The sequence below is a fragment of the Bacillus sp. AFS015802 genome (genome assembly GCF_002561455.1).
In the GTDB taxonomy this organism is placed as follows: Bacteria; Bacillota; Bacilli; order Bacillales; family Bacillaceae_B; genus Rossellomorea.
In genome coordinates this window covers 162,979-183,993 of sequence record NZ_NTUP01000066.1, presented here as the reverse complement: position 1 = coordinate 183,993, position 21,015 = coordinate 162,979, and the positions used below count along the sequence as shown (strand labels likewise).

At 46.1% G+C, this 21,015-nt stretch carries 26 protein-coding genes and 1 riboswitch; of the genes, 14 read left to right on the top strand and 12 right to left on the bottom strand.

Features of this window, described 5'->3' with window-relative positions; genetic code table 11:
• Positions 1-84 precede the first annotated feature (84 nt).
• Genes CN378_RS18240 through CN378_RS18220 form a run of 5 tightly spaced genes read left to right on the top strand, consistent with a single transcriptional unit; the run spans position 85 to position 2,719 of the window.
• The gene (locus tag CN378_RS18240; protein WP_142323631.1) at positions 85-594 is read left to right on the top strand and encodes a hypothetical protein; all 510 of its coding nucleotides are present in this window, start codon (positions 85-87) and stop codon (positions 592-594) included.
• A 14-nt stretch (positions 595-608) separates the two neighbouring features.
• Positions 609-1,079, top strand: coding sequence for a GNAT family N-acetyltransferase (locus CN378_RS18235; RefSeq protein ID WP_098353917.1), 471 nt, complete (start codon positions 609-611; stop codon positions 1,077-1,079).
• Between the two features lie 38 nt (positions 1,080-1,117).
• A complete protein-coding gene (locus tag CN378_RS18230) occupies positions 1,118-1,612 on the top strand; it encodes a hypothetical protein (protein WP_098353916.1) in 495 nt (164 codons plus the stop codon).
• Positions 1,613-1,628: 16 nt separating this feature from the next.
• Positions 1,629-2,234 (top strand): putative periplasmic lipoprotein, encoded by a 606-nt coding sequence (locus CN378_RS18225; protein WP_142323630.1) that lies wholly within the window; start codon positions 1,629-1,631, stop codon positions 2,232-2,234.
• 20 nt (positions 2,235-2,254) lie between these two features.
• A complete protein-coding gene (locus CN378_RS18220; protein ID WP_098353914.1) occupies positions 2,255-2,719 on the top strand; it encodes a hypothetical protein in 465 nt (154 codons plus the stop codon).
• Between the two features lie 17 nt (positions 2,720-2,736).
• Here CN378_RS18220 and CN378_RS18215 read toward each other — a convergent pair whose 3' ends face one another.
• Together CN378_RS18215 and CN378_RS18210 are read right to left on the bottom strand one after the other, a co-directional pair.
• Complete coding sequence (locus CN378_RS18215) at positions 2,737-3,054, bottom strand: hypothetical protein (RefSeq protein ID WP_098353913.1); 318 nt, start codon at positions 3,052-3,054, stop codon at positions 2,737-2,739.
• A gap of 369 nt (positions 3,055-3,423) precedes the next feature.
• On the bottom strand, positions 3,424-4,668 hold the full coding sequence (locus CN378_RS18210; RefSeq protein ID WP_098353912.1) for an MDR family MFS transporter: 1,245 nt from the start codon (positions 4,666-4,668) through the stop codon (positions 3,424-3,426).
• 98 nt (positions 4,669-4,766) lie between these two features.
• Here CN378_RS18210 and CN378_RS18205 point away from each other — a divergent pair, with 98 nt between their 5' ends.
• The 3 genes from CN378_RS18205 to CN378_RS18195 all read left to right on the top strand — a co-directional run bounded on the left by CN378_RS18205 (position 4,767) and on the right by CN378_RS18195 (position 7,306).
• Positions 4,767-6,419, top strand: coding sequence for an ABC transporter substrate-binding protein (locus tag CN378_RS18205; protein ID WP_098353911.1), 1,653 nt, complete (start codon positions 4,767-4,769; stop codon positions 6,417-6,419).
• Positions 6,420-6,554: 135 nt separating this feature from the next.
• On the top strand, positions 6,555-6,905 hold the full coding sequence (locus CN378_RS18200; RefSeq protein ID WP_098353910.1) for a potassium channel family protein: 351 nt from the start codon (positions 6,555-6,557) through the stop codon (positions 6,903-6,905).
• Positions 6,906-6,925: 20 nt separating this feature from the next.
• Positions 6,926-7,306: a YkvA family protein gene (locus CN378_RS18195; protein WP_098353909.1), complete on the top strand. Its 381-nt coding sequence runs from the start codon at positions 6,926-6,928 to the stop codon at positions 7,304-7,306.
• 73 nt (positions 7,307-7,379) lie between these two features.
• On the opposite strand, the gene CN378_RS18190 is transcribed toward CN378_RS18195, so the two are convergent.
• A complete protein-coding gene (locus CN378_RS18190) occupies positions 7,380-8,054 on the bottom strand; it encodes a hypothetical protein (RefSeq protein ID WP_098353908.1) in 675 nt (224 codons plus the stop codon).
• Positions 8,055-8,169: 115 nt separating this feature from the next.
• Here CN378_RS18190 and CN378_RS18185 point away from each other — a divergent pair, with 115 nt between their 5' ends.
• Together CN378_RS18185 and CN378_RS18180 are read left to right on the top strand one after the other, a co-directional pair.
• Positions 8,170-9,054, top strand: a complete 885-nt coding sequence (locus tag CN378_RS18185; RefSeq protein WP_098353907.1) for an ABC transporter permease subunit — start codon at positions 8,170-8,172, stop codon at positions 9,052-9,054.
• Positions 9,047-10,060, top strand: a complete 1,014-nt coding sequence (locus tag CN378_RS18180) for a hypothetical protein (RefSeq protein ID WP_098353906.1) — start codon at positions 9,047-9,049, stop codon at positions 10,058-10,060. The genes CN378_RS18185 and CN378_RS18180 overlap by 8 nt, the downstream gene beginning before the upstream one ends.
• A gap of 60 nt (positions 10,061-10,120) precedes the next feature.
• Here the strand turns inward: CN378_RS18180 and CN378_RS18175 are convergent, their stop codons facing one another.
• Positions 10,121-10,627, bottom strand: a complete 507-nt coding sequence (locus CN378_RS18175; RefSeq protein WP_098353905.1) for a GNAT family N-acetyltransferase — start codon at positions 10,625-10,627, stop codon at positions 10,121-10,123.
• A gap of 16 nt (positions 10,628-10,643) precedes the next feature.
• Positions 10,644-11,036, bottom strand: a complete 393-nt coding sequence (locus tag CN378_RS18170) for a hypothetical protein (RefSeq protein ID WP_098353904.1) — start codon at positions 11,034-11,036, stop codon at positions 10,644-10,646.
• Between the two features lie 325 nt (positions 11,037-11,361).
• Between CN378_RS18170 and CN378_RS18165 the strand changes: the two genes are divergently transcribed.
• Together CN378_RS18165 and CN378_RS18160 are read left to right on the top strand one after the other, a co-directional pair.
• Complete coding sequence (locus CN378_RS18165; protein ID WP_098353903.1) at positions 11,362-11,724, top strand: VOC family protein; 363 nt, start codon at positions 11,362-11,364, stop codon at positions 11,722-11,724.
• A 174-nt stretch (positions 11,725-11,898) separates the two neighbouring features.
• Positions 11,899-12,081 carry a CsbD family protein gene (locus tag CN378_RS18160; protein WP_098353902.1) on the top strand — a complete coding sequence of 61 codons (183 nt, stop codon included), beginning with the start codon at positions 11,899-11,901 and terminating at the stop codon, positions 12,079-12,081.
• 73 nt (positions 12,082-12,154) lie between these two features.
• Here CN378_RS18160 and add read toward each other — a convergent pair whose 3' ends face one another.
• Positions 12,155-13,147 (bottom strand): adenosine deaminase, encoded by a 993-nt coding sequence (add, locus tag CN378_RS18155; RefSeq protein ID WP_098353901.1) that lies wholly within the window; start codon positions 13,145-13,147, stop codon positions 12,155-12,157.
• A 32-nt stretch (positions 13,148-13,179) separates the two neighbouring features.
• A riboswitch (purine riboswitch) is annotated at positions 13,180-13,279 on the bottom strand.
• A gap of 121 nt (positions 13,280-13,400) precedes the next feature.
• On the bottom strand, positions 13,401-14,387 hold the full coding sequence (locus CN378_RS18150) for an NADPH:quinone reductase (RefSeq protein ID WP_098353900.1): 987 nt from the start codon (positions 14,385-14,387) through the stop codon (positions 13,401-13,403).
• 311 nt (positions 14,388-14,698) lie between these two features.
• Here CN378_RS18150 and CN378_RS18145 point away from each other — a divergent pair, with 311 nt between their 5' ends.
• On the top strand, positions 14,699-15,517 hold the full coding sequence (locus CN378_RS18145; RefSeq protein WP_098353899.1) for an STAS domain-containing protein: 819 nt from the start codon (positions 14,699-14,701) through the stop codon (positions 15,515-15,517).
• A 143-nt stretch (positions 15,518-15,660) separates the two neighbouring features.
• Here CN378_RS18145 and CN378_RS18140 read toward each other — a convergent pair whose 3' ends face one another.
• The 4 genes from CN378_RS18140 to CN378_RS18125 form a co-directional block, all read right to left on the bottom strand.
• Positions 15,661-16,110, bottom strand: coding sequence for a GNAT family N-acetyltransferase (locus CN378_RS18140; RefSeq protein ID WP_098353898.1), 450 nt, complete (start codon positions 16,108-16,110; stop codon positions 15,661-15,663).
• Between the two features lie 206 nt (positions 16,111-16,316).
• The gene (locus CN378_RS18135) at positions 16,317-16,889 is read right to left on the bottom strand and encodes a D-glycero-alpha-D-manno-heptose-1,7-bisphosphate 7-phosphatase (RefSeq protein ID WP_098353897.1); all 573 of its coding nucleotides are present in this window, start codon (positions 16,887-16,889) and stop codon (positions 16,317-16,319) included.
• Positions 16,886-17,701, bottom strand: a complete 816-nt coding sequence (locus CN378_RS18130) for a class I SAM-dependent methyltransferase (RefSeq protein ID WP_098354276.1) — start codon at positions 17,699-17,701, stop codon at positions 16,886-16,888. The genes CN378_RS18135 and CN378_RS18130 overlap by 4 nt, the downstream gene beginning before the upstream one ends.
• Positions 17,702-17,794: 93 nt before the next feature.
• Positions 17,795-18,865 (bottom strand): NAD(P)H-dependent flavin oxidoreductase, encoded by a 1,071-nt coding sequence (locus tag CN378_RS18125; protein ID WP_098353896.1) that lies wholly within the window; start codon positions 18,863-18,865, stop codon positions 17,795-17,797.
• 469 nt (positions 18,866-19,334) lie between these two features.
• Here CN378_RS18125 and CN378_RS18120 point away from each other — a divergent pair, with 469 nt between their 5' ends.
• Positions 19,335-19,679 carry a hypothetical protein gene (locus CN378_RS18120; protein WP_098353895.1) on the top strand — a complete coding sequence of 115 codons (345 nt, stop codon included), beginning with the start codon at positions 19,335-19,337 and terminating at the stop codon, positions 19,677-19,679.
• A gap of 200 nt (positions 19,680-19,879) precedes the next feature.
• On the opposite strand, the gene CN378_RS18115 is transcribed toward CN378_RS18120, so the two are convergent.
• Positions 19,880-20,986: a glycosyltransferase family 2 protein gene (locus tag CN378_RS18115; protein ID WP_098353894.1), complete on the bottom strand. Its 1,107-nt coding sequence runs from the start codon at positions 20,984-20,986 to the stop codon at positions 19,880-19,882.
• Positions 20,987-21,015 lie beyond the last annotated feature (29 nt).

Sequence of the window (21,015 nt, the reverse complement as noted above, 5' to 3'; positions counted from 1 at the left end):
AAATAAAAGAAAACGATATGGTAAAATGAATAGAATAGGTGCCGTTTTACTTGATCAATCTTAATAGAAGGAGCCATGGGCATTTTGAAAAAATTACGAATCTTAACGGTAATCATCGCGGCGTTGTTCATCGCTGGCTGTAACGGGGATCTGACGGACGGGGATAAACGGATCACCCAGCAGATCGATGACGCCATTTCTCAATACATCGTTCAGCACTCTGCCAACGCCTATGCCCCTGCGGAAAAGCAATTTGAAGTCCATAAAGTCTATGGAACCAGTGAAGCAGACGGAGTTCTGAACGTCTATATGTGGTCGTACTACGCTGGATTTAATAGAGCCACCGGATCCGATCCCCAGTCGGGACATTCGTTACCGGCCGTGATCCGCTTAAGCCAGACAGATGAATCGTATTCTGTGATCGAGTACATAGAACCGAAAGATGGCAGTATGTACGAGCCCTCCCTGAAAAAAATGTTTCCCGGCGAATACGTCAAATCCGCTCTGCGGGACAGCGGGAATATAGGAGATTTGCAACAAAAAATGGACAAGAAAGTACAAAAATGGATCGAACAACAAGACAAAGAATCTTAAGGGGGATCACAAGCATGGAACTCACGCTTAGAAGAAGAACCGGGGAAGATATCAATGAATTCATTACGTGGACGTATGAAGGGATCTATTCATTTTATGATAACAACAGCCAACAGGAAAAAATCGAAGGATTAAGGGAAAGCGTTCATTTGGAGAGAGCCTTTTCCGTCGTCGATGAAGACGGGAACCTCATCGGAAATTGTGAATTTTATGATGTAGAAGAAGACGGGAAAGAATTGCTGGTCCTCGGGGTGCAAATGAAGCCCTCTTTGACAGGGAATGGATACGGTTCGTCCTTTGTCAAAGCCATCATCGATCAAGGAAGAGATCGGCTCAAGTTCACCCACTTGGAGCTGGCCGTCGCCGATTTTAATAAACGGGCCATCAGGACGTATGAAAAAGAAGGATTCAGGGAGAGAGGCGAATTTTCGAATGAAATAAGGGGTCAGGAGTATCGGTTTGTGATTATGGCTAGGGATTTTTAAGTCATGGGACCCTGGCACAAATCAAGGAGGTGAATCCTTTGAAACACATCTCGATCATCTGGTTATGCCTGATGTGTGTAGGATTGGCTGGTTGCAGGATCATCCTTTCTGAAGAACCTGCAACAATTTCTTCTTCATTTTCCCTGGATGCACACGTCTATCTTAAACGCACCAAGGTCCTCATTCGAACAGAAACCACCCTTCCACCAGAGACACCGCTACTCATCTCGATTCAACCATACTCGGAGGATCAACCACTTAGGAAGATACAAACCTATAAAGTAGAACCTCAACCTGAGGAGGTCACAGCTAAAGCCGCCTACGTGGATCAAGAAGGAAAAGTTGAACCTGTTGTGATGGACAGACCTGACCCCTCAAAGCGATACAGAATTAAAATCGTTGCCGGGAAAATGGTGAAGTATATGAATCTCATGAAAATCGAAGATCCCGATGGTATCGGTGCCAACCTCACCTTCTTATCGGTTGAAGAAATCAAGGAGCGTTATCAGACGCCTGTTAAGGTAAAAAAGTAAACAGGGAGTGATGTCGTTGAAATATATAAAATATATCATGGTGTGTGTAATGGTCTTCCTCCTAGCAGGATGCCAATCCAATGAACACAATCAGGTGGAAGTAAAGATGAAGAGTGAGGAAGAACTGAAGAAAATCGCGAATACCTACACCTATGACGATTATAAAAGGGTTTTCGATGACGTCATATCCGAAGCAGAAGGACTGGAGAAAAACGAAAAACTAAACAAATGGATCATCCGGATTTTAGCCGCTGAAAAACTATCCTATCAAACCGATCTAACGGAAGATCAAGTTGTACAACTAGCTGAAAAAGCGATGAAGGAAGATAACGTCTGGAAATCCATTGCACAAGAGGAATACGGCATTTCTGCGACGGAAAAAGAAGTGGACACCTATATTCAGACAGGACCAGATACGAGTGATCTCCCCCAGCACAGGGCTTTTGCCGATGCTTTGGCGTTATCCCTGAAAGAGCTGAATCATGAGTTTGATTACGATATTTACGAAAAGGAAGTCATGTGGTTGAAGCTCGTCCCCCAATTGAAAAAGAAATACGATAGTACGGATAACAATACACTAGTCGAGGAATATGAAGAAGAAGTCAAAAAACAGGTTCATTGAACAAGAAAGGAGTTCCCGAAATGATGAAACGACTAACGTTAAGTCTCGTCATCCTGCTGTATTCATTAGCCGGTTGCTCCAATAGTGAACACGTGATGGAAATTGAGCATAAAGAAAAAGCCGGGTCATTATTTATTCAAAAAGTCGAAAACAATACATCCACTGAAGAGTTGACCAAGGTGGTACAGGATCAAGATCAAATCAAGGAGGTATTGACGAAGATAGAAGGTCTTAAAGTTGAAAAGATCAGTTCGGACAAGATGATGGATAAGATGAAGTCAACGGACACGTATATGTTCGTCTTTTCTGAAGGCAAAGAAATGGAAGCGGGTAAAGCTGCTCCGTTCGCCTTTCATGTTTTGGAAGATGGGACCTTTCTTTTTCCCTATAGTGGATTTGATGCCCCGCAAGAGCCACTTATAACGGTGGACAAACATGAGGAACGACTAGATGAATTGAAACAGTTGTTGGGGATTAAATTCTAGAAGGGGATCATGCAAGATTAATTTCTTGTTGTCACAATGATGAAGATGAGAACACCGATGGGTAGTAATGCCGATAGGGATGCCAATATAAAGAGAAATTGAGTCAGATCTTTGTATTTCCCCTGATTTGGGGCATTGAACACGCCATATACGCAAAGAGCAAACAAGCCGATCGTCATCATGAAAGTCATCCATAAAGAAGGACTCGTGTTCATGTCCACACCCTCTTCCCACTCATTTACCTTTCCATTCCCTTTGTTGAACGGAATAAACTCTTTTTCCATGGTATTTAAACCATGGGGTCTGGCCCATGGCTTTTTGTAAAAACGGGTCAAGGGACCTGTCCCTCCGGCTTAAATCTTATTTTCATAAAAGACCACCCCAAAAAACGTCCCACGGCAAGCCAAAGAGGACGTTTTTCACTGTATTCTCCATCTAAATAGCCTCTCTCAAAAAAATTGCCATTCCACCTCATGCCTGAAAAGGGTATAGAGTCGAGATTCATGCGGGATTTGAAATAATCGTGCGGAACATCAAATAATCATGCGGCTTTCAAAATAATCGTGCGAGATTCAAATAAAATCATGCGAGAAATTCACTAATCATGCCTCCGTGTCAATGAATACGAGGGACGGACCTTCAGAAACCCTTTATCCAATGGATTATTCCCGAATACAGAGGTCCGTCCCTCAAGCTGCCCCGGATCACTTCACATCCAGCACCTTCGCTTTCACCCAAGTCCGGCCGAATAATCCCGTATATACGAGGACGGTACCGAGAATGACGATGAATCCGATGTACACACTCATCATCGTCGGCATCAAAAACGCACCGATGATGATGGTGGATCGTGCGACAAGGTCCGCTCCGCTGAAGGACAGGTTGGAAAATGCGGAGTAGGATCCCCGTTTGTCGCTCGGGATCATGTTCGCCTGTTCTGCGTTGCGGATCGGAGAATAGATCAGTTCCCCCATCGTCGCAATCAGGTTGAAGGCAATTAGGATGTACCACGTATTGGCGGATGTTACCGTAACATAGCCGATGCCATACAGGATCAACCCGATCAATAGGGCATGCTTTTTATTCAGCGTGTCTGTGTAGCGGTTGATGATGAACGTCAGGCAAACAACGAGCATCATGTTCTCGATGTTCAGGATACTGAGCATTCGGACCCCGACGATGTCGAAACTCCCGATACTCACGGCCTCAAAGGTTTCCGCCAGGCGGATCCCGATATAGCTGTTCAACGAGAATTCCGCTGCGAAGATGAACGTGGATCCTGCCACCACTTTCACGAATGCTGAATCCCGGAAGGCAATCCGGTAATTGTTGACGAGATCGACGAACACATTCTCGTGCTTTTTCTGAAGCTGATCCTTGAAGTTGTCCTGAAGCCAGATTCCATAGGCAATGGGAATTGTCGTCGACGTGAAAGTCAGCATCATGAAAAGCTCGGTCTGATGGTTCAAGTACAGCAGTCCCCCGAGGGCAGCCCCGATCGCCATACTCAAATTGACGAGCCAGTAATCCAAGGCGTAGACCGCTTTCCGGTTCTCCGGCGTCGTCGAATCGATGATGATCGCATGCATCGCCGGCCGTCCCAGGCTGCTCGTGATGATGAACCCGATATACGCACCTGCGAACAGCAGGATTAGATTATTTTCTGGAAAAAGACTGACGGTCATAACCAAAAAGAACAGTGCATTCAGCCACGATGTCGTCAGCAGGACTTTTTTTCGGGGAAAACGGTCGGATATATATCCCCCGACGAGATTCACGAAAAATCCGATCACTACGGTCCCGATCAGGAAAACCCCAGCCCAGATTTTATTCAGTTCCTGCGCAAAGAACAGCGCCATGAACGGCATGACGGCGGATGAGACGGCACGATTGAAGAATGATGTGATCATCCGCACTTTTATGTTTTGAGGTAATTCCTTCCACTTCATGTTGTTCCCCCTCCTCTATTTACTGTATAGTAAACTAGACGGAACATTATAAAAATAGACACTTTTTAAATTGATGTCCCCTTTTAGGAGGAAAGCATATGGAGAACAAATTACTCACCCTGTGGAGGTACTACCCCTCAGGCAGCATCCGGGTGGAAGAAATCTCTGAAACCCTGCAGTTAAGCCATAAACAGACTTCCCGCTATTTGAAAAAATGGGACCAGGAAGGCTGGATTGCCTTCACTCCCGGCCGCGGACGTGGGAATGTATCGACCCTCCAATGGAAGAAAGATGTGGAGGAAGTGTTTGAAGAAGAAGTCGTGAGGCTGATGGATGAAGAACCGATTGACGAAAGCAGCAAGTATCTCATGTACAACTGGTCCACTGACAGCAAGATGAGATTGATGACGCACTTTCACAGTAAGCTCGGGTTTGTGAAGGAATCGAAGGATAAACTGATCGTGCCGAAGCGCTATCCCTTTTTCTCCATCCACCCGCTGGAGGCGGCCGACGTGATGAGCGCCCATCTCGTAGCAAACGTCTTCAACCGCCTTGTCTCGATCACGGAAGAAGGAAACATCCTTCCGGAACTCGCTCATAGCTGGGATGTTTCCCCTCGTAAACTGCGACTCTATTTAAAAAAGGATGTCCGCTTTCACGACGGATCGATTTTGACGGCAAAGGATGTCATCCACTGTCTCGAGCAGCTCAGGACCTGCCACCATTATCGGGAACTATGGAAACCCGTTGAAAGAATCGAGGTCAAAGCCCCTCTCATCATCAACATCCACTACCCCGGGGGCTGCAGCTACATCCTCCCCATGCTCAGTATGATGTACGCCAGTATCTACAAAGAAACCAAGGGACGGACCTTGGGGACGGGATGCTTCTTCCTCGAGGAGAATACCGATTCGAAGACGACTCTCGCTGCCTTTAAAGAGCACTTCCAGGAGAGGCCGCTGCTTGATGCCGTTGAATTCGTCCAGGTGCCGATAGACTTCAAGGGGATCTATCATTCTCATATCGGGGAGAATCAAACTACCTCCATTGAAGTCGAGAGTGACTCAGGATTCGGGATTGTCGTCATGAATGCCGTACCGGGACGGAATTCACAGATTCAAAGGAAAGACGTCCGGGATTATCTGCACTGGGTGATTACGAAGAACCGCCACACCCTCCGTGACCTCGATCCCCGCCTGACACCGAACGGGAAAAGCATTCTCGTCGGGCAGGATCAAGGCATGACGATTACGGAAGTGGACCGTCCCCTGTTCACGGAACCCCTCGTGATCCGCTCTGCCAATCACACAGCGAAGACAACCGAGTGGCTTGTGGAGATGTTTGAAAAAGAAGGGGTTCCCGTTGACGTGCAGTGGTTTTCCTTCGCCGACACCTTGACGAGGCAGCCGGAGACCTTGAATGTGGACCTTTTCGTACACGGTGAGATCTTTGAATCGAACCAGGATTTTTCGTTTTATCATTTTCTGAAGAACGGTTATTCTCCTCTTCATGGACTTTTTGAAAAAGAAAGCCATTGGAATCAGCTTCTGGACGAATATCGGCATACGCCGTTTGAGGACTGGACATCGTTGAATATGAACTTGGAGAACATGTTAATGAAAGAATCAATCATGATTCCACTCTATTATGAGAAACGCTATATTCCTTTTTCGACTGATATTATGAATATCGAAATCAAGCATTTCGGGTATGTGGACTTTTCGAAGCTGTGGGTGCGGCCGGAGGTGTGAGCCGGGGGGAGAGCCGGGGGGGACAGGTCCCTTGGCCCGTTTCATTTATTCGGCCCTCTCCCCCATGAAACTCTTCTCAACCTATCGCTCCATCTGTTATGCTATCAAAAAAGTAAAAATATCAAAGGAGTCACCATGATTTCATTCTTCCTCACATTAAAACGGCTGGTCCAAGCTTTATGGCAGGCCTTTAAATTAAAAAACTTCCAGGTCCTCTTTACAATGGTCCTGGTAATGTTAATCTCAGGCACCATTTTCTATGTGAAGCAGGAGGGCCTGTCGGTGATTGACGCCCTTTATTTTTGCGTAGTGACATTAAGCACCATCGGGCATCCCACCTTCGAACCTCAAACGACTTTCGGTAAGATATTCACGATGATTTACATTTTTGGTGGCAACGGGGTGTTCATTGGCATGATCGGATATGTGGCGTATGCCATGATTCAAAAACCGGAAAAGTTGAAAAGGAATGCTGAAAGGGATTAGCATTCCTGGGGAGGTCTTTTATGAATACCTTATCGAAATTAAAGAACTTTGCCAAAATCATAAAGCAGGATCTGATTGTGCTTTATCTATCCTATAAAGATCCAAGAACCCCTCTCCATGCGAAGATCCTGGCCATGTGCGTAGTCGCCTATGCGTTCAGTCCCATTGATCTGATCCCGGATTTCATTCCGGTCCTCGGGTATCTGGATGATTTGATTCTGGTTCCCCTCGGCATCTTCTTCACCTTGAAATTAATCCCGTCCGACGTGCTCGAGGAGAAACGGGAACAGGCAAGACATATGGTGAAGAGCGACAAACCTAAGAACTGGTTTGCCGGAGCTGTTTTTATCCTCATTTGGATTCTATTGGCTGTGTGGATAGGGAAACGGCTGGTTGGATAGTGTTTTGCAGATAAAAAGGCAATGGCGAATCATCCAGCCATTGCCTTTCCCTTTATAAGATCTTCCCCCGAACTTACTCAAGCTCAAGTGTCACCCCATCCCCATTCTTCTCATCGGCTTTCATGATATCGACGGTTTGGACATACCCTTTCACCGCTTCATCCCCGTGGGTCATGGAATTCTCGGAATCGGCTTCCTTTAACACCTGAAGTCCGGCCAGTTCATCCAGGTCGCCGGCTTGTTCAATTAATTGCTGCTTGATTTCTTCTCCCTGTCCTTCTGGTTCAAAGGTCAATTCAAATCGGTAGCGGGTCGATAAATCCGGTCGATTGAATGTCTTGGTTTCAATAACACCGCCTTCTTCAACCGATGCCCCGATTCCTACAGAATTGGCTGACACTTCATTCAAGGTTCCGGCATTATCATCCTCTATCTCTTTAACCGTAGCATTTCCTTTATAAGGGATAAGCTTAACCTCCAGAAAGGACTCAGCGGGAAGATCCGTCTCCCCTGATATCACCATATTCTCCCCATCCAACGTAAGAGTGGCATCAATCTTGAACGCAGGTTCCTCAGGCTCTTCCTGTACGACTTCCTCCTGCTCCTGTACCTCCGCTTTCTGCCGGTGTTCTTTTTGAGCTTCCTTTTGCTCCGCATTTTGGGCGAAAGGATCAAAGACGACCCGGCAGGCGGAGAGGAACAGACAGGATAAAACGAGCAAAACAAAAACAAATCTATTTCGACACATTCCGTTATCACCTTCGACAATATTTTCTGAATAGTGTTTACTATTGCATGTCATTATTGTAGCATGTATATTGTAAAAATTGTAATTTTTCCTAAAGTTAGGAAGTGAAGTTTCTATGAATAAAGCATTACGTACGCCCTTTCATTTTGTGATTGTGTTCATCGGTTTGTTTCTACTCAGCGGCATCAGCGCTTTATTGGATTATGATACAGAGCTTGTCATCAATGTGGGGGCATATGGTCTGAGGTTATGGCAGACGATTCTTGAACTCGCCTCTCCCTCTTCCATCATCGTCCTGTGGGGCGCAGAGGATAAACAATACGGCATGTTCGACATATTTCTCATTACTTACCCTTATTCGTTCATCATTTTATTCATCTCCTTTTTGGTCGCCATCCTGATTTCAGTTATCGTAAGTTACGTCATGATGCTTATGCCGAGGAAGCTATTCCGCGCTTCGGAAAAAGTGGTCAACATCCTCGACGGAATACCGGATGTTTTCCTTGTTGTGTTGTTCCAGCTGTTCATCATTTGGCTGTTCAAAAAAACGGACTTCCTGTTATTCGATATCTATACGACCGGGGAAGAACAGATTTATATGCTGCCCGTCATTTGCCTCTCGTTTCTGCCTGTGGTGTTTTTAGTCAAACAATTCTTATTCCAATTGAAGGAAGAGGAAAGTAAGCCTTATGTAGAGTTTTCCTTTTCGAAAGGGTTCAAAAAGAGCTATACGATCTGGTTTCATGTGTTCCGGAATGTGTGGATCCACTTCTTCCTCCATTTGAAGCCGATTTTTCTGCTCATGCTCTCGAATCTGCTTGTCATCGAGATTTTATTCAATATAAAAGGCTTCATGACGGTCCTGCTCAGAACGGCGACCTCATCATCGCCTGCCTTTTTCATTGGGATGCTTCTCATTTTCGTCCCCTTCTACATTGTATTTACCGTCGGTTCCCTACTGTTGAAGAAATGGCTGAAAGGAGGCGAATATCATGTCTAGGTCGCTCTTTAAACGATTGGCTTTTCCGGTGTTGATCATCGTCAGTCTCCTTGCGGCAAGCTTTCTGATTCCCGTTCTGAACCCTGACTATGATAAAATCACCCAATACTTAATGGATGAAAATAATAAAGTGACGGCTGCACCACCATTCACGCCTGAAGAAATGCCGCTGCTCGGAAGTGACCGGCTGGGCCGGAATTTTCTGCTGCTCCTGATCGCCGGGGCAAAATTCACGATCTTTGCGGCCCTTTTCATCGCGGCCCTCCGGATGATCTTTGGCTTCGGGTTCGCCCTTCTTTATACCTTCCTGCCGGGATCCTTCACCCGGGTATTAAAAGGATTGGGAGAGGCATTTCAATATCTCCCTCTTGCCATTGTTGTGTTCGGACTGCTGGCCCCACTGGAGGGGGCTTTCCAGGGAGACGCCCTCCCATCCGGCCGATACTTCTTCATCCAGCTGGTGGGGATCGCGGCCATCACCATTCCTTCTCTTGGAATCTATCTGGGAGAGGAAATGAAGCTCTTTATGAAGCAGGAATTTGTCGACGTATCGAAAACCATGGGGGCGAATCGTTTTCATCTCATTCGGAAACATCTCCTCCCACAGTTTCTGCGTCATTCAATCGTCTTATTTTCCGAGCAGGTGTCACAGGCCCTTTCCCTGCTCATTCAGCTCGGCATCATCTTAATGGCCCTCGGCGGCATGAAAGTAGCCGAATTCGCCATCGGTCCCTTTGAACCCAGTAATCCGGTCTATTTTTCAGAAACGAATGAATGGGCAGCCACCATCAGTATGAACATCCAACAAGTCTTCTCGACACCGTTGCTTGTGGTCGTTCCATTAATCCTGTTCTCCATCCTCATCCTCTGCATCAATTCCATCAGCTCTACGTTAAAGAGGGCGTTGATTGATAGTGATGTGCCTGTGAAGGAAAAGCTGAAAGAAGAGAAGACATCAGGAAAACAGGTTGTGCGCTCGGAGGAGTTGTTTACGTTTAAGGGGTGAAGCACGGGGACGGTTCCCGTGCTTCTTTTTTAGGGGAAGCAGAACCGTTCCCATGCTATCTCAAATGAAACGGCAATATCTCAACGATCGATACTCCCCCTCCTCATCCCCATAAACAGACTGTTCACTCTCATACAAAAACCCTCTCGCCTCGTAAAAAGGAATCCCCTTTTGATTTCCTTTTTGCACAGACACCCACTGCTTTTCCGCTTGGAATTCTTCCTTCTGCTGCCGGGTGATGGCCTCTAACAAGAGTGTCCCGATCCCTTCATTGCGCCTCGCTGGATCCAGGTATAAAACAAACAGCTCTCCATCAGTCTCACTAATCATCCCTCCTCCCCCGGCGCCAAGGACTTCACCGTTTTCAACCGCGACAAAATAACCGCCCCAATACCGGTCCGATGCGGTCACTTCTTTCAGGATCCGCTCTTCGTTATAAAACTCTTCTATCACTCTCTGAATATATTCCTTCTCATAGATGTCCCTGTACGTTGCCCAATACCCCTCTGAACAGACTTTCTGAATGCCTTTTACATTGCTCTGGTTTGCTTTCTGAATTTGTATCATGACCCATCCTCCATTATCACTTTGATAAAAGCTGAACGATTGTATCGGTTTGCTTCTGATCGATTTTGTAATCATGATTACGGCTATCACTCGATATCAACGTTTCATTGACGTCGAAACCTTCGTGAACATATAATATTTCTTCCGTATCTTGATAGACAAGCTTCAGTTTGTATGTAGGCTCTTCGGCAAGCTTATATTGCGTATGGGTGATTTTGTTCGACCGATTAAGGATTCCCGTGACAGTGGAGATGATCTCCGGATCGGTAACCGGCTTCACGTCATCAAACGATTCATCATATGGTTGGATCGTCATGCTTTTCACTCCAGAAAAGCCGTTGTACAACATGGAATAGCTTATCCATCCAACTAAAATGACAAAAAGGACAATCAGTATGATTTTTTTCATGGCTCACCCACTCCTTATATCCAATTATTTCAAATCCCCTCTGTCAAATCCACTTATTTCTTCATCTAGTCATTACGTCTTACCATCCTCTTGAATCTGAAGGAGGAAAAACGGAAGTTGGCAAAAGATAGGAAGAATAGACTAAAGAATTGGTTTATGGGGATTGTCTTTATTTTGATTTGGATCTTACTTGCAGTATGGGTTTGGAAGATGGCAACGGGGCTCATAAATAACTAAATCTTATTAGTAATCATAATATAATCATATTTTACTTATGAACTATCGAGGGATAATATGGAATTACCACAAAGCAGGGGGAGATACGATGATCCTAGGTCTACACCACGTTCAAATCACTATTCCAAAAGGCTCTGAAAAAGAAGGGAAAGACTTCTATTGCGGCATTCTCCGTTTACCTGAAGTCGAAAAACCCGACTCACTAAAAGGTCGGGGTGGATTTTGGCTGAAAGTTGGGGACAGAGAGGTTCACGTCGGCACAGAAGACGGGTTTGACCGTTCCCAAACAAAAGCCCATTTGGCTTATCAGGTCGATGACATTTCAGCATGGAGAAGCGTGTTGGAGAAGAATAACATTCAAATCCTTGAAGGGATACCGATCCCCGGATTTGAGCGTTTTGAGTTCAGGGATCCTTTCGGAAATCGGGTGGAAATGATTCAGGCGCTATAAGAATTGCGGGGACGGTTCTCCTGATTCCATTCACATCAAAATTGAAGGCCGAACCGTCCCTCATCTACCCCATTTACAAATTCCCACTATTTCCCGACTGCCTTTTTGTTTATTTCTATTCCATTTGGATATTGAATAATAAGATATCAAATGAGAGAAATGAGGTAGTGAGAAATGAGAGAAAATCATGATCAATCTAGTGGAAAGCAAAAGCAGGTAAAAGGAGATTTGAAGAAAGGCTTAGGCAAACTGACAAACGACGATTCTAAAATTGCAGAAGGCGAACGCGACAAGGATAAAGGGAAGGTTCAAGAAAAGGTTGGAGATGTGAAAGAATCCCTTAAGAAAAGTTGGTAACTGCAAACAGGAAGCACGGGGACGATCCCCGTGCTTCCTTTCAGCTCGAATACGAAACAACAGAACCGCCCACCTACAAATACTTCTTCAGCTCTTCCTTCACCCCATCACTCGCAAAAGCAGCCTCTACACTATTCATATAAATCTCCCGATAATCCCCCTCACTCATCGCGAATTCACCCCAGACTAGCTCACATTCCTTCGTCATCGTGGTATCGGATACTGTCCGGTTATCGGTATTAATGGTAATCTTGATTCCATCTTTATGAAAATCGTATAGCGGGTGATCACGGAACTGTTTGACGGCTTTCGTCTGAACATTACTCGTCGGACAGATTTCAAGCACAATCCCCTTATCCTTTACAACCTGATATGCTTCCGGACAGTTTGTAATATAGACACCGTGCCCGATGCGTTCTGCCCCCAGCCATTCAACCGCTTCAAGGACATTTCTTCCGACTCCCGTTTCACCGGCGTGAATGGTGACTCGGTATCCATACTCCCTCGCGAGGGCGATAGGTTCAACGAACTTCCTGCAGAATCCTTCTTCTTCAGACGCACATAAATCAATGGCAACGACTCCGTGTCCCAGGAAGCTTTTCCCCTTTTCAACAACCTCAAATGCGCTTTCAGGAGACATCGTTCTCATACAGCACAAAATGATGTTTCCTTTAATATCAAATTGCTCTTCTGCTTCTTTCATTCCTTCGATGACACTTCCGATGATCTCTTCCACCGCTAATCCTTTCTGAGTGTGAAGTAGCGGGGCGAACCGGACCTCTATATATTTCACATTTTCTGCCGCTGCATCTTCATACAGCTCAAAGGTGATTCTCTTTAAGTTTTCTTTCGACTGCATCACGGCATTGGGAATAGAGAATTTCTCCAAGTATTCATCCAATGATTCACAGTCTAACGGGGCAATGAGTTCCCCTCTCATCTCTTCCCTATCATATGAAGGAATATCGATGCCGTCCTTCTTGGCTAAATCAATAATCGTTTCGGGTCTGACACTCCCATCCAGATGGCAGTGCAGTTCAATTTTGGGCATTGTTGAATAGTTCATGTTGGACCTCCTCAATTTTTCATAAAAAAAATCCTGATTACGAAGNNCTTCGTAATCAGGATTTTTTGGTTCCTGGTAGAGACCTCCAAACCATATTATTGGAGTTATACGAATGTGAAAATGGTATTTGGTTTTTTATAACGATAATAAAATTTTCATGGAAAGTCAAGGGGAGCACGGCGAGGCCCTTGGGCTTCATAGCAAACCCGTCCCCTACTACCACGAGCCAAGGGACCTGTCCCTATGGCACATATCACTCCACTTCCACCACCACACAACCATAAAAATCTCCATCTTCTATCTTCTGATTCGCCTCCGCAATGTCATCCAGCCCATACGTCTCCGCAATCCGGTGCTGCAGCCGATTATTCCGAAGTGCCTCCGTAATATCCTCAATCGCATCCTGCTTCGCACGTTCCGGCATGGCATACACGATGATCATGCGCAGCGTCAAGTCCATAAACATCATGTCTCTGAAAGGCAATGTCGGTTCAGGAACAACCGTTGAGGAGTACGTCGCGATCACTCCACCGATGCGGATCAGCTCCAGTACCCTGGGTAAATTCGCCCCAAATTCAACATCGATCACCCGATCCATCTTGACTCCGCCTGTAAACTTGAGCACCTCATCGACCATTCCATCGCTTCGATGGTCCACGACATAATCAGCTCCTGCTTCCAAACAGTGCCGACGGGCTGTCTCGTTGCTCGCGGTCGAAATCACTTTTGCCCCTGCCTGCTTAGCCCATTGAATCGCATAGTGACCGACCCGGCCGGCACCCCCTGTGATCAACAGCCACTGCCCCTCTACAGGACCATCCGAGAACACACTGCGATGCGCGGTCATGGCCGGAATCCCCAGGCAAGCCCCTTCCACAAAGCTTGTGTTTTCAGGAAGAGGAACGGCCCGTTTACTTTCAATGGATACATACTCTGCGGCCGTACCGTGAAGACGTCCATACTGGGCCTGATACACCCAGACCCGTTCCCCGATACGGGAATGAGGGACACCCTCCCCTACCGCTTCAATGATTCCTGCCCCGTCACTATTCGGGATGACGGGACCGTTATCCAGTAAATCCTGGAAAGACCCAAGACGTTTCTTCGTGTCAGATGGATTGACACCCGACGTATGCATCCGGATCAGAACTTCCCCATGAGAAGGGACAGGCGTATCAAACTCCCCTACCTCAAGAACCTCTGATGCTTGACCAAATTGACTAAACCACGCTGCTTTCATACATAGAATCCTCCTTCTATTATCCTGCTTACCATTCTTCTATCTTCACCACTACATGCGTCTATATATACGTCCTCCAAAAGAGGGACGGACCTCGTTCTACCTCTTTAGCCGACGAGGAAAAGTGGCAAAATCGCCACTTTACTTCCCCATTCCCTTCCCCTCTCCCCCACAAACACCGCAATCTCTCGCATTTCACCGTTTACCCCCGAGCCAAGGGACCTGTCCCCCTGGATTCCCTCAATCGTCCCTGCTTTCTTGTTTATGTTAAAATATAGTTGGAAATGACGGTAAAAGGAGCGACTCTGAGCATGATTGATCAAGATAAACGAACATATATGAAAGCAATCTGTGATAAAGTATTGAGTCAAAAGCAAGAGCTGATCGAGCAAAAAGACAATTTAAGATCAAATTCATATAGCAACATAGAATCGAAGCTTCATAGTTGGCGAGAGGATATCATCGACATTTATGCCAAATCGATTGAAAGTGACCTGGATACGGCCTTCCAGAAGTTACAGGAGTGGGGGTCGGAAGCCTTGGATACACTCGTCAATTACAATCTTCCATTGGAAGTTGCGCTCGACGAAGTGAGAGATTACCGGAATTTAATCGGAACCATCATTAAAGACGAAGCGGCCGCTTACAACCTGACATTTGATCAATTCTATGACTTGATCTCTAACTTTGATGCAGTGGTCGATAGGGCCGTCCATTGGCTGAGCATGTCGTATACAAGAAGATTTACGACACGGATCAATGCGGCAGAAGCCACAGCCTTGGAATTATCCATCCCGGTGATCAAAATAACCAACCAGGTCGGTGTTCTCCCTCTAATAGGTGACATTGACACCGAACGAGCCCAAGAACTGATGGATAAAGCACTCTCAAAAGGGAATGAATTATCCCTGGAACACTTGGTGATCGATCTATCCGGTGTCCCCATCATTGATACGATGGTGGCAGACCGCATCTTCAAGGTAGTGGATGCCTTATCCCTGATTGGAATCGAAACCATTTTATCTGGAATAAGACCCGAAATAGCCCAGACGATGACGCATCTTGGAATCGATTCTTCCCATATCAGCGTGACATCGAATCTTCATGTGGCGTTGAAGGAATTTATGTAAGCCAGGGTCCCCTGGCTCTTTCCCGTTTCCCTGCTGAAAAGAGGCCCGATACAGATCCGGGTCATATAAAATAACTACAAAAAACACAGCGATTCTTTACTGAATGCTGTGTTTCTTTTTTTGAAGGAATCCCCTCTTCTAATTCACTTGTCTTTAGCCAAAATCATATCAATATGAGGAATCCCATCATCCAGATAGGTCTCCGTTATCGCCCTGAATCCGAATGACCCGTAGAACTCCCTCAAGTATTCCTGGGCCTGTATCTTCACAGGTTGATCCCCCCACTCATCATGGATGAAATCAAGCCCTCTTTTCATTAACTCACTTGCGAACCCTTTCCCTCGATAGGCTTCCTTCACGAGGACTCTCCCCATGGACGGTTCGTTATAGGATACACCGGCAGGTAAGAGCCTGGCATAGGCCACCACCTCACCGTTTTCTTCTTTATAAAGATGATAAGAATGCAGATCCTTCCCATCCACTTCCAGGTAGGGACATTCCTGTTCCACTACGAAGACCTGGGTCCTTACTTGTAGTATTTCGTATAGCTCGCGGGTTGATAGTTCATTAAAGCTCTTTATTTTCCAGCTCATGATATAGGACACCTCTTTTACTATTTAAAGAGCCACAGGGACTGGTACCACGACCGTTTTTCAAAATCGGGCCAAGGTACCCTTCACTGCGGCTTACTGACATAGATGATACACTTCAATGGGATTATTATAGCAGGTTTTTTGAAGATTATGGGGGAAGCGTACCATGGTTCTTTTTATGGGGGAGATTGGGATCCGTCCCCAATCTACTTCTCCTCTCCACTTACCTCCAGCAGGTCCTTACCTATCCAATCCGCCGCATCCCTCAAATCCTGTGCAATGAAATCCGGTTCTATTCCTGCCCAGCTCTCCCTGTATGTAGTAAGTGAGCTCTCGCCCCACCCTGTTTTCACAAGCACTTTTTTGGTCCCGGCAAGGTGTGCTGCTGCCATATCCGAACTCCCTGTATCGCCTACAACATAGCATTCTTCAAGTCTAAGATTATACTTTTCTTTAGCCCTGAGTAATAATCCGATTTTAGGCTTCTGACATTCACAGCCATCAGCAGGGTGATGAGGACAATAAAAGACATCATCGATGAAAGCCGACTGCTCCTTCAATTCGTCTTTCATCGACTGGAATCCCTTTACTAATTCCTCCTCTGTAAAATAACCTCTGCCCACCCTCGTTTGATTGGTGAACAGAAAGACCTTTATCCCCAATTCGTTGAGTGACCTAATAGCACCCGGAGCAAAATCATACATCGAAAACTCGAATGGATGCATCCCGCCCCCGGTCCCTCCTATGGTTCCATCACGGTCTAGAAATACAGCTTTCATTTTGGCACCCCCAGAGTTTTTTTCGCTGAAACTGTAAACAACCCGGGAATCCGGTTCTCGATCCCTTCAGGAGAATCCTTAGGAAATGCCCACCTGATCCCCGCTTCTTCTTCCAGACTCTCCAGGTGTAACCCTGATCGAATAACGGCTGAGACAACCTCACCTAATGTCCATCTGCGAATCATATTCTTCTTCAGCTTCACACGTTCCTCCTCAGGAAGCAGGAAGCTGTACGCCACTTCCACTTCTTTCAAGCCGTCATCAAAATAGTTCCCGCTGGCAGCCATTTGCTCGCCTTTCACACTGAACAGTTTGGATACCATAGGATGATAGTCTCTTAAAATAAACCTGCCTCCAGGCTTCAATAGTGCATGCACCAATTCGAATAGGGGGTTCAGGTCTGTGAAATAATGCAATACACCCACTTCCAAAAGGACTATATCATAATCCGTCAGCTGTTCCTCAGCCGGGATCTTTAATACATCCGAAACCAAATAATGAATATGTACACCTGCTGCTTCAGCCAGTTCGGTGGCGTATTGTTTATTTCCGTCAGAGAGATCGACTACCGTGACATCCGCCCCCAACAACGCAAGTGACACAGCTTTATTCCCCTTCGAACCCAGCAGGTTGATTATCTTCTTCCCCTTTACATCCCTCATATAATGTAGATAATGAGAGACTGGCTTTTCCGGGGCAGCCTTTAAAACCTGAGCGTATTCCCCAGGGGTCCCATGCCGGTTGACCCAGGCTTGATAGGCAGCCTGATTCCAGCCTATCTGATTTATGTTGCTGATGCTTTCTTGGTTCATTGTCTTCCCGCTTTCTGCTGACAATATAACTCTCACATCCTCTATATCACTTGATTAAATGTTCATAACCTCGTCTAGGTTAACCGTCTCCGTCTACTTTACCCCATTCAACCGTTTCCCCATATCCTCTACAATTCCCCCCATAAGTTCCCTAACACGGATAACCTGATTGAGACGGGTTCCCTGACCTGCCCACAACGACATAAATTGAGCTTCCCCTCTTTTAGCGGCTTCTTTTCGGATCAATTTGGTTAACCGATTCTGAATCGGATACGGTGCGATGTGATGTTGCTTGTCTTTCATCCTGTGGGTGAACGTGTTGCGGATTCCCCTGGCATGTTTTCCAGAGAATGCGTTGGTGATGACCGTGTCCACTTCCGTCGCTTCGAGTATCGCTTTTTTGTGGGGATCCGGAGCACCGCTTTCATGAGTGGTCAGAAAGACGGTACCCAATTGAGAGGCTTCGGCCCCGAGCATATAAGCTGCGGCACAACCGCGTCCGTCCATGATCCCTCCTGATGCGATGACAGGGATGGTCACATGATCCACCACTTGTGGAACGAGAGCCATCGTTCCCACCATCCCCTCTCCCTCTGATGATAAAAAGGTGCCTCGGTGTCCGCCAGCTTCACTTCCTTGAACCACTACCGCATCCATTCCTGCTTCTTCTACAGCGATGGCTTCCCTGACAGAAGTGGCGGTCCCGATGACCACGATTCCCCTCTCTTTCAAATAAGATATGAGCGGCTTCGGAGGGATTCCAAACGTAAAGGAACAAACCGGTACCTCTTCCTCGGCGATGATGTGTATGTACTCTTCCAATGGCGAAGAATCCTCCATGGGTGGAAGATCATCAGACATGTCCAGCTTGTCACGGAAATACCGAAGCTCCTCGAAGCTCTCCTCTATAGCCTGTTCCGTTACCACGGGAGGTTCCACCACAAATAAGTTAACCCCGAAAGGAGAACGGGTACGCTCCTTGATCAGGCGGATTTGACTCTTCAACTGTTCCACACTCAGATAACCCGCACCAACCATACCAAGACCTCCACAATTAGAAACCGCCGATACCAATTCCGGCGTCGTAGGTCCTCCAGCCATCGGAGCTTGGATAATGGGATACTTGATCGTAAGCAGTGTCGTTAAACGATTTTGATTCCACATCTATTTTCCCTCCATCTTAAAAGATACCTTTATCATAAGCTTACTCATGGTCTCACCCATTTGTAAAATGTTTACTATATAATCAGGTTTCATTCTAGTAATCTCCATTTGTTACATAGATTGCTTATGGGGAATAGGAATGACATTCCAATCTACCAATATATGAAAAAACAATCCCATCTCACTATGTATCATGAAGCATAGGGAGGGTTCTCCTGCTTCTTTTTGAGCGAGATGAAGCAGGAGAATCCCCTCCTCAAGCATACTTCAAATTAATAACTACAAAAAAGCCCACTCCCAAACTTGGAGTGAAGCTCAATTCTACCTTATTAGCTAATCATTCAAATTGGGCGAAAACATAATCAAAGGTATCTGGACTCAGGCACCTGTCCCCCACCATCCCCGTTCACACTACAGAGTGGTATCAACGATCCATTCCCACTATAATAGTAGGAAGGAGGTGAGAAAAATGGAGAAACAAATCGTGAACTTGTTATCCGATATTCAACAGAACATTAAGGAATTAGACAGTAATATGAAGGCGTTCGACGGTAAACTGAAGGGGTTCGAAGGTAAACTGAAGGAATTAGACAGTAATATGAAAGAGTTCGATGGTAAACTAAAGGAATTCGGAAATGATTTGAAAGAGGTAAAAGAAACGGTCAATAGAATAGAAACATCACAAACAAAAGATGTCATTGCTTTGTTAAAAGCAGGCAGCCAACGTTCTGAAACAGACTTTCATTACCTGAACACGAGAATCACTGATATTGATAAACGGGTGTTCACTCTTGAGAATCGAGCTGAAAGGTAATCGGCATTATTCTATACAAAGTGATGACGATTATCTTATACCCACTCCTCGTTTCCTCTCACCATGATCCACACTTCATTCTTCGATTTTTCTTTTCGTAGACCATTCCATCATAAACCCAAAAAAGGTGTCTGACCTACTGAGGTCAGGCACCTTTTTTCCACGACTCTTTACCTTTAAAACTCTCAAAAAGTACCCCTTCACACCTTTATCTTCCGCCCCTTCCATTTCACAGAATGAAAAACATTCACTCGGATGAACGAATATAGGAAAATCCCTGCGAAGAATAAAAAGAAAAGCGGGTAAAAAGGGAAATACACCCATCTGAAATTCCCGACCCTGCGGGCAAACCATGCTGTTTGAATGGAATAGAGGATATACAATACCCCATTGAGGATCATGGCGGTAGTTCTTTCATCCATAATCGAGAAGATCAATTGAAACGCAGTGGTTAAACTGCCCGTAATCCAGAGGATGACCATCAACATGACCACGGGATGAGTGGACTTGGAACCAACGGCAAAGCTTTTGCACCAGCCTTCGATCAGGCTTCCGAACCCTTCCGGATACATGCGGAACGAAATGATCCCTCTGCCGCCAAGACAGCGAACGGGAAGGTTCTGATCAAGAAAGGCCTCTCCCAGTGCCAGGTCATCCATGATGGCCCCCTCGATTTTCTCATGCCCTCCGGATAAGAAGTAATCGTCTCGATTACATAGAATACATGGACCGAACGAACCGGCGGCTTTGAAGCGTGATCCCCAGAGGGTGAATAGATTCATGCCCACCACGACGATGATGTTAAAGACAATGGAGAGATGCTCATACACACGCTCGACTGTATGATAGGGCTGCAAGGCGAGGATTCCCCTTGCTCCTTTTCCCTGATAGTAATGGAGAAGATTACGTAATCCATCCACACTGGTGAATCGGGTATCGGCATCGAGGAACAGCAGCCAGGCTCCTTTGGCCTCATTGGCACCGCGCCAGCAGGCAGATGATTTTCCCGCCCCGTTATTCTGAAGGACCTTCGCACCGTAGCTTTCTGCAATGGCCGCGGTCCGATCCGATGAATCGTCATCCACCAACAGAACCTCAAACCCCTTGTATCGCTGCTCCTGCAGCGACTGCAATAACGGGGTGATCCTGGCTTCTTCATTTCTCGCAGGGATAATGATGGACAGGAACGGCAAGCCCTCCGTATTCTTGGATTTGAAACGAGGGACCGGCAAGGACCAAAACAGGAGGATGGCAATAATAATCCCCACGAAACCGAGGACGAGATTGATCACTTCTGAAGCTGTCATTTAACTGCCTCCTTCCTCTGCGGGTGACG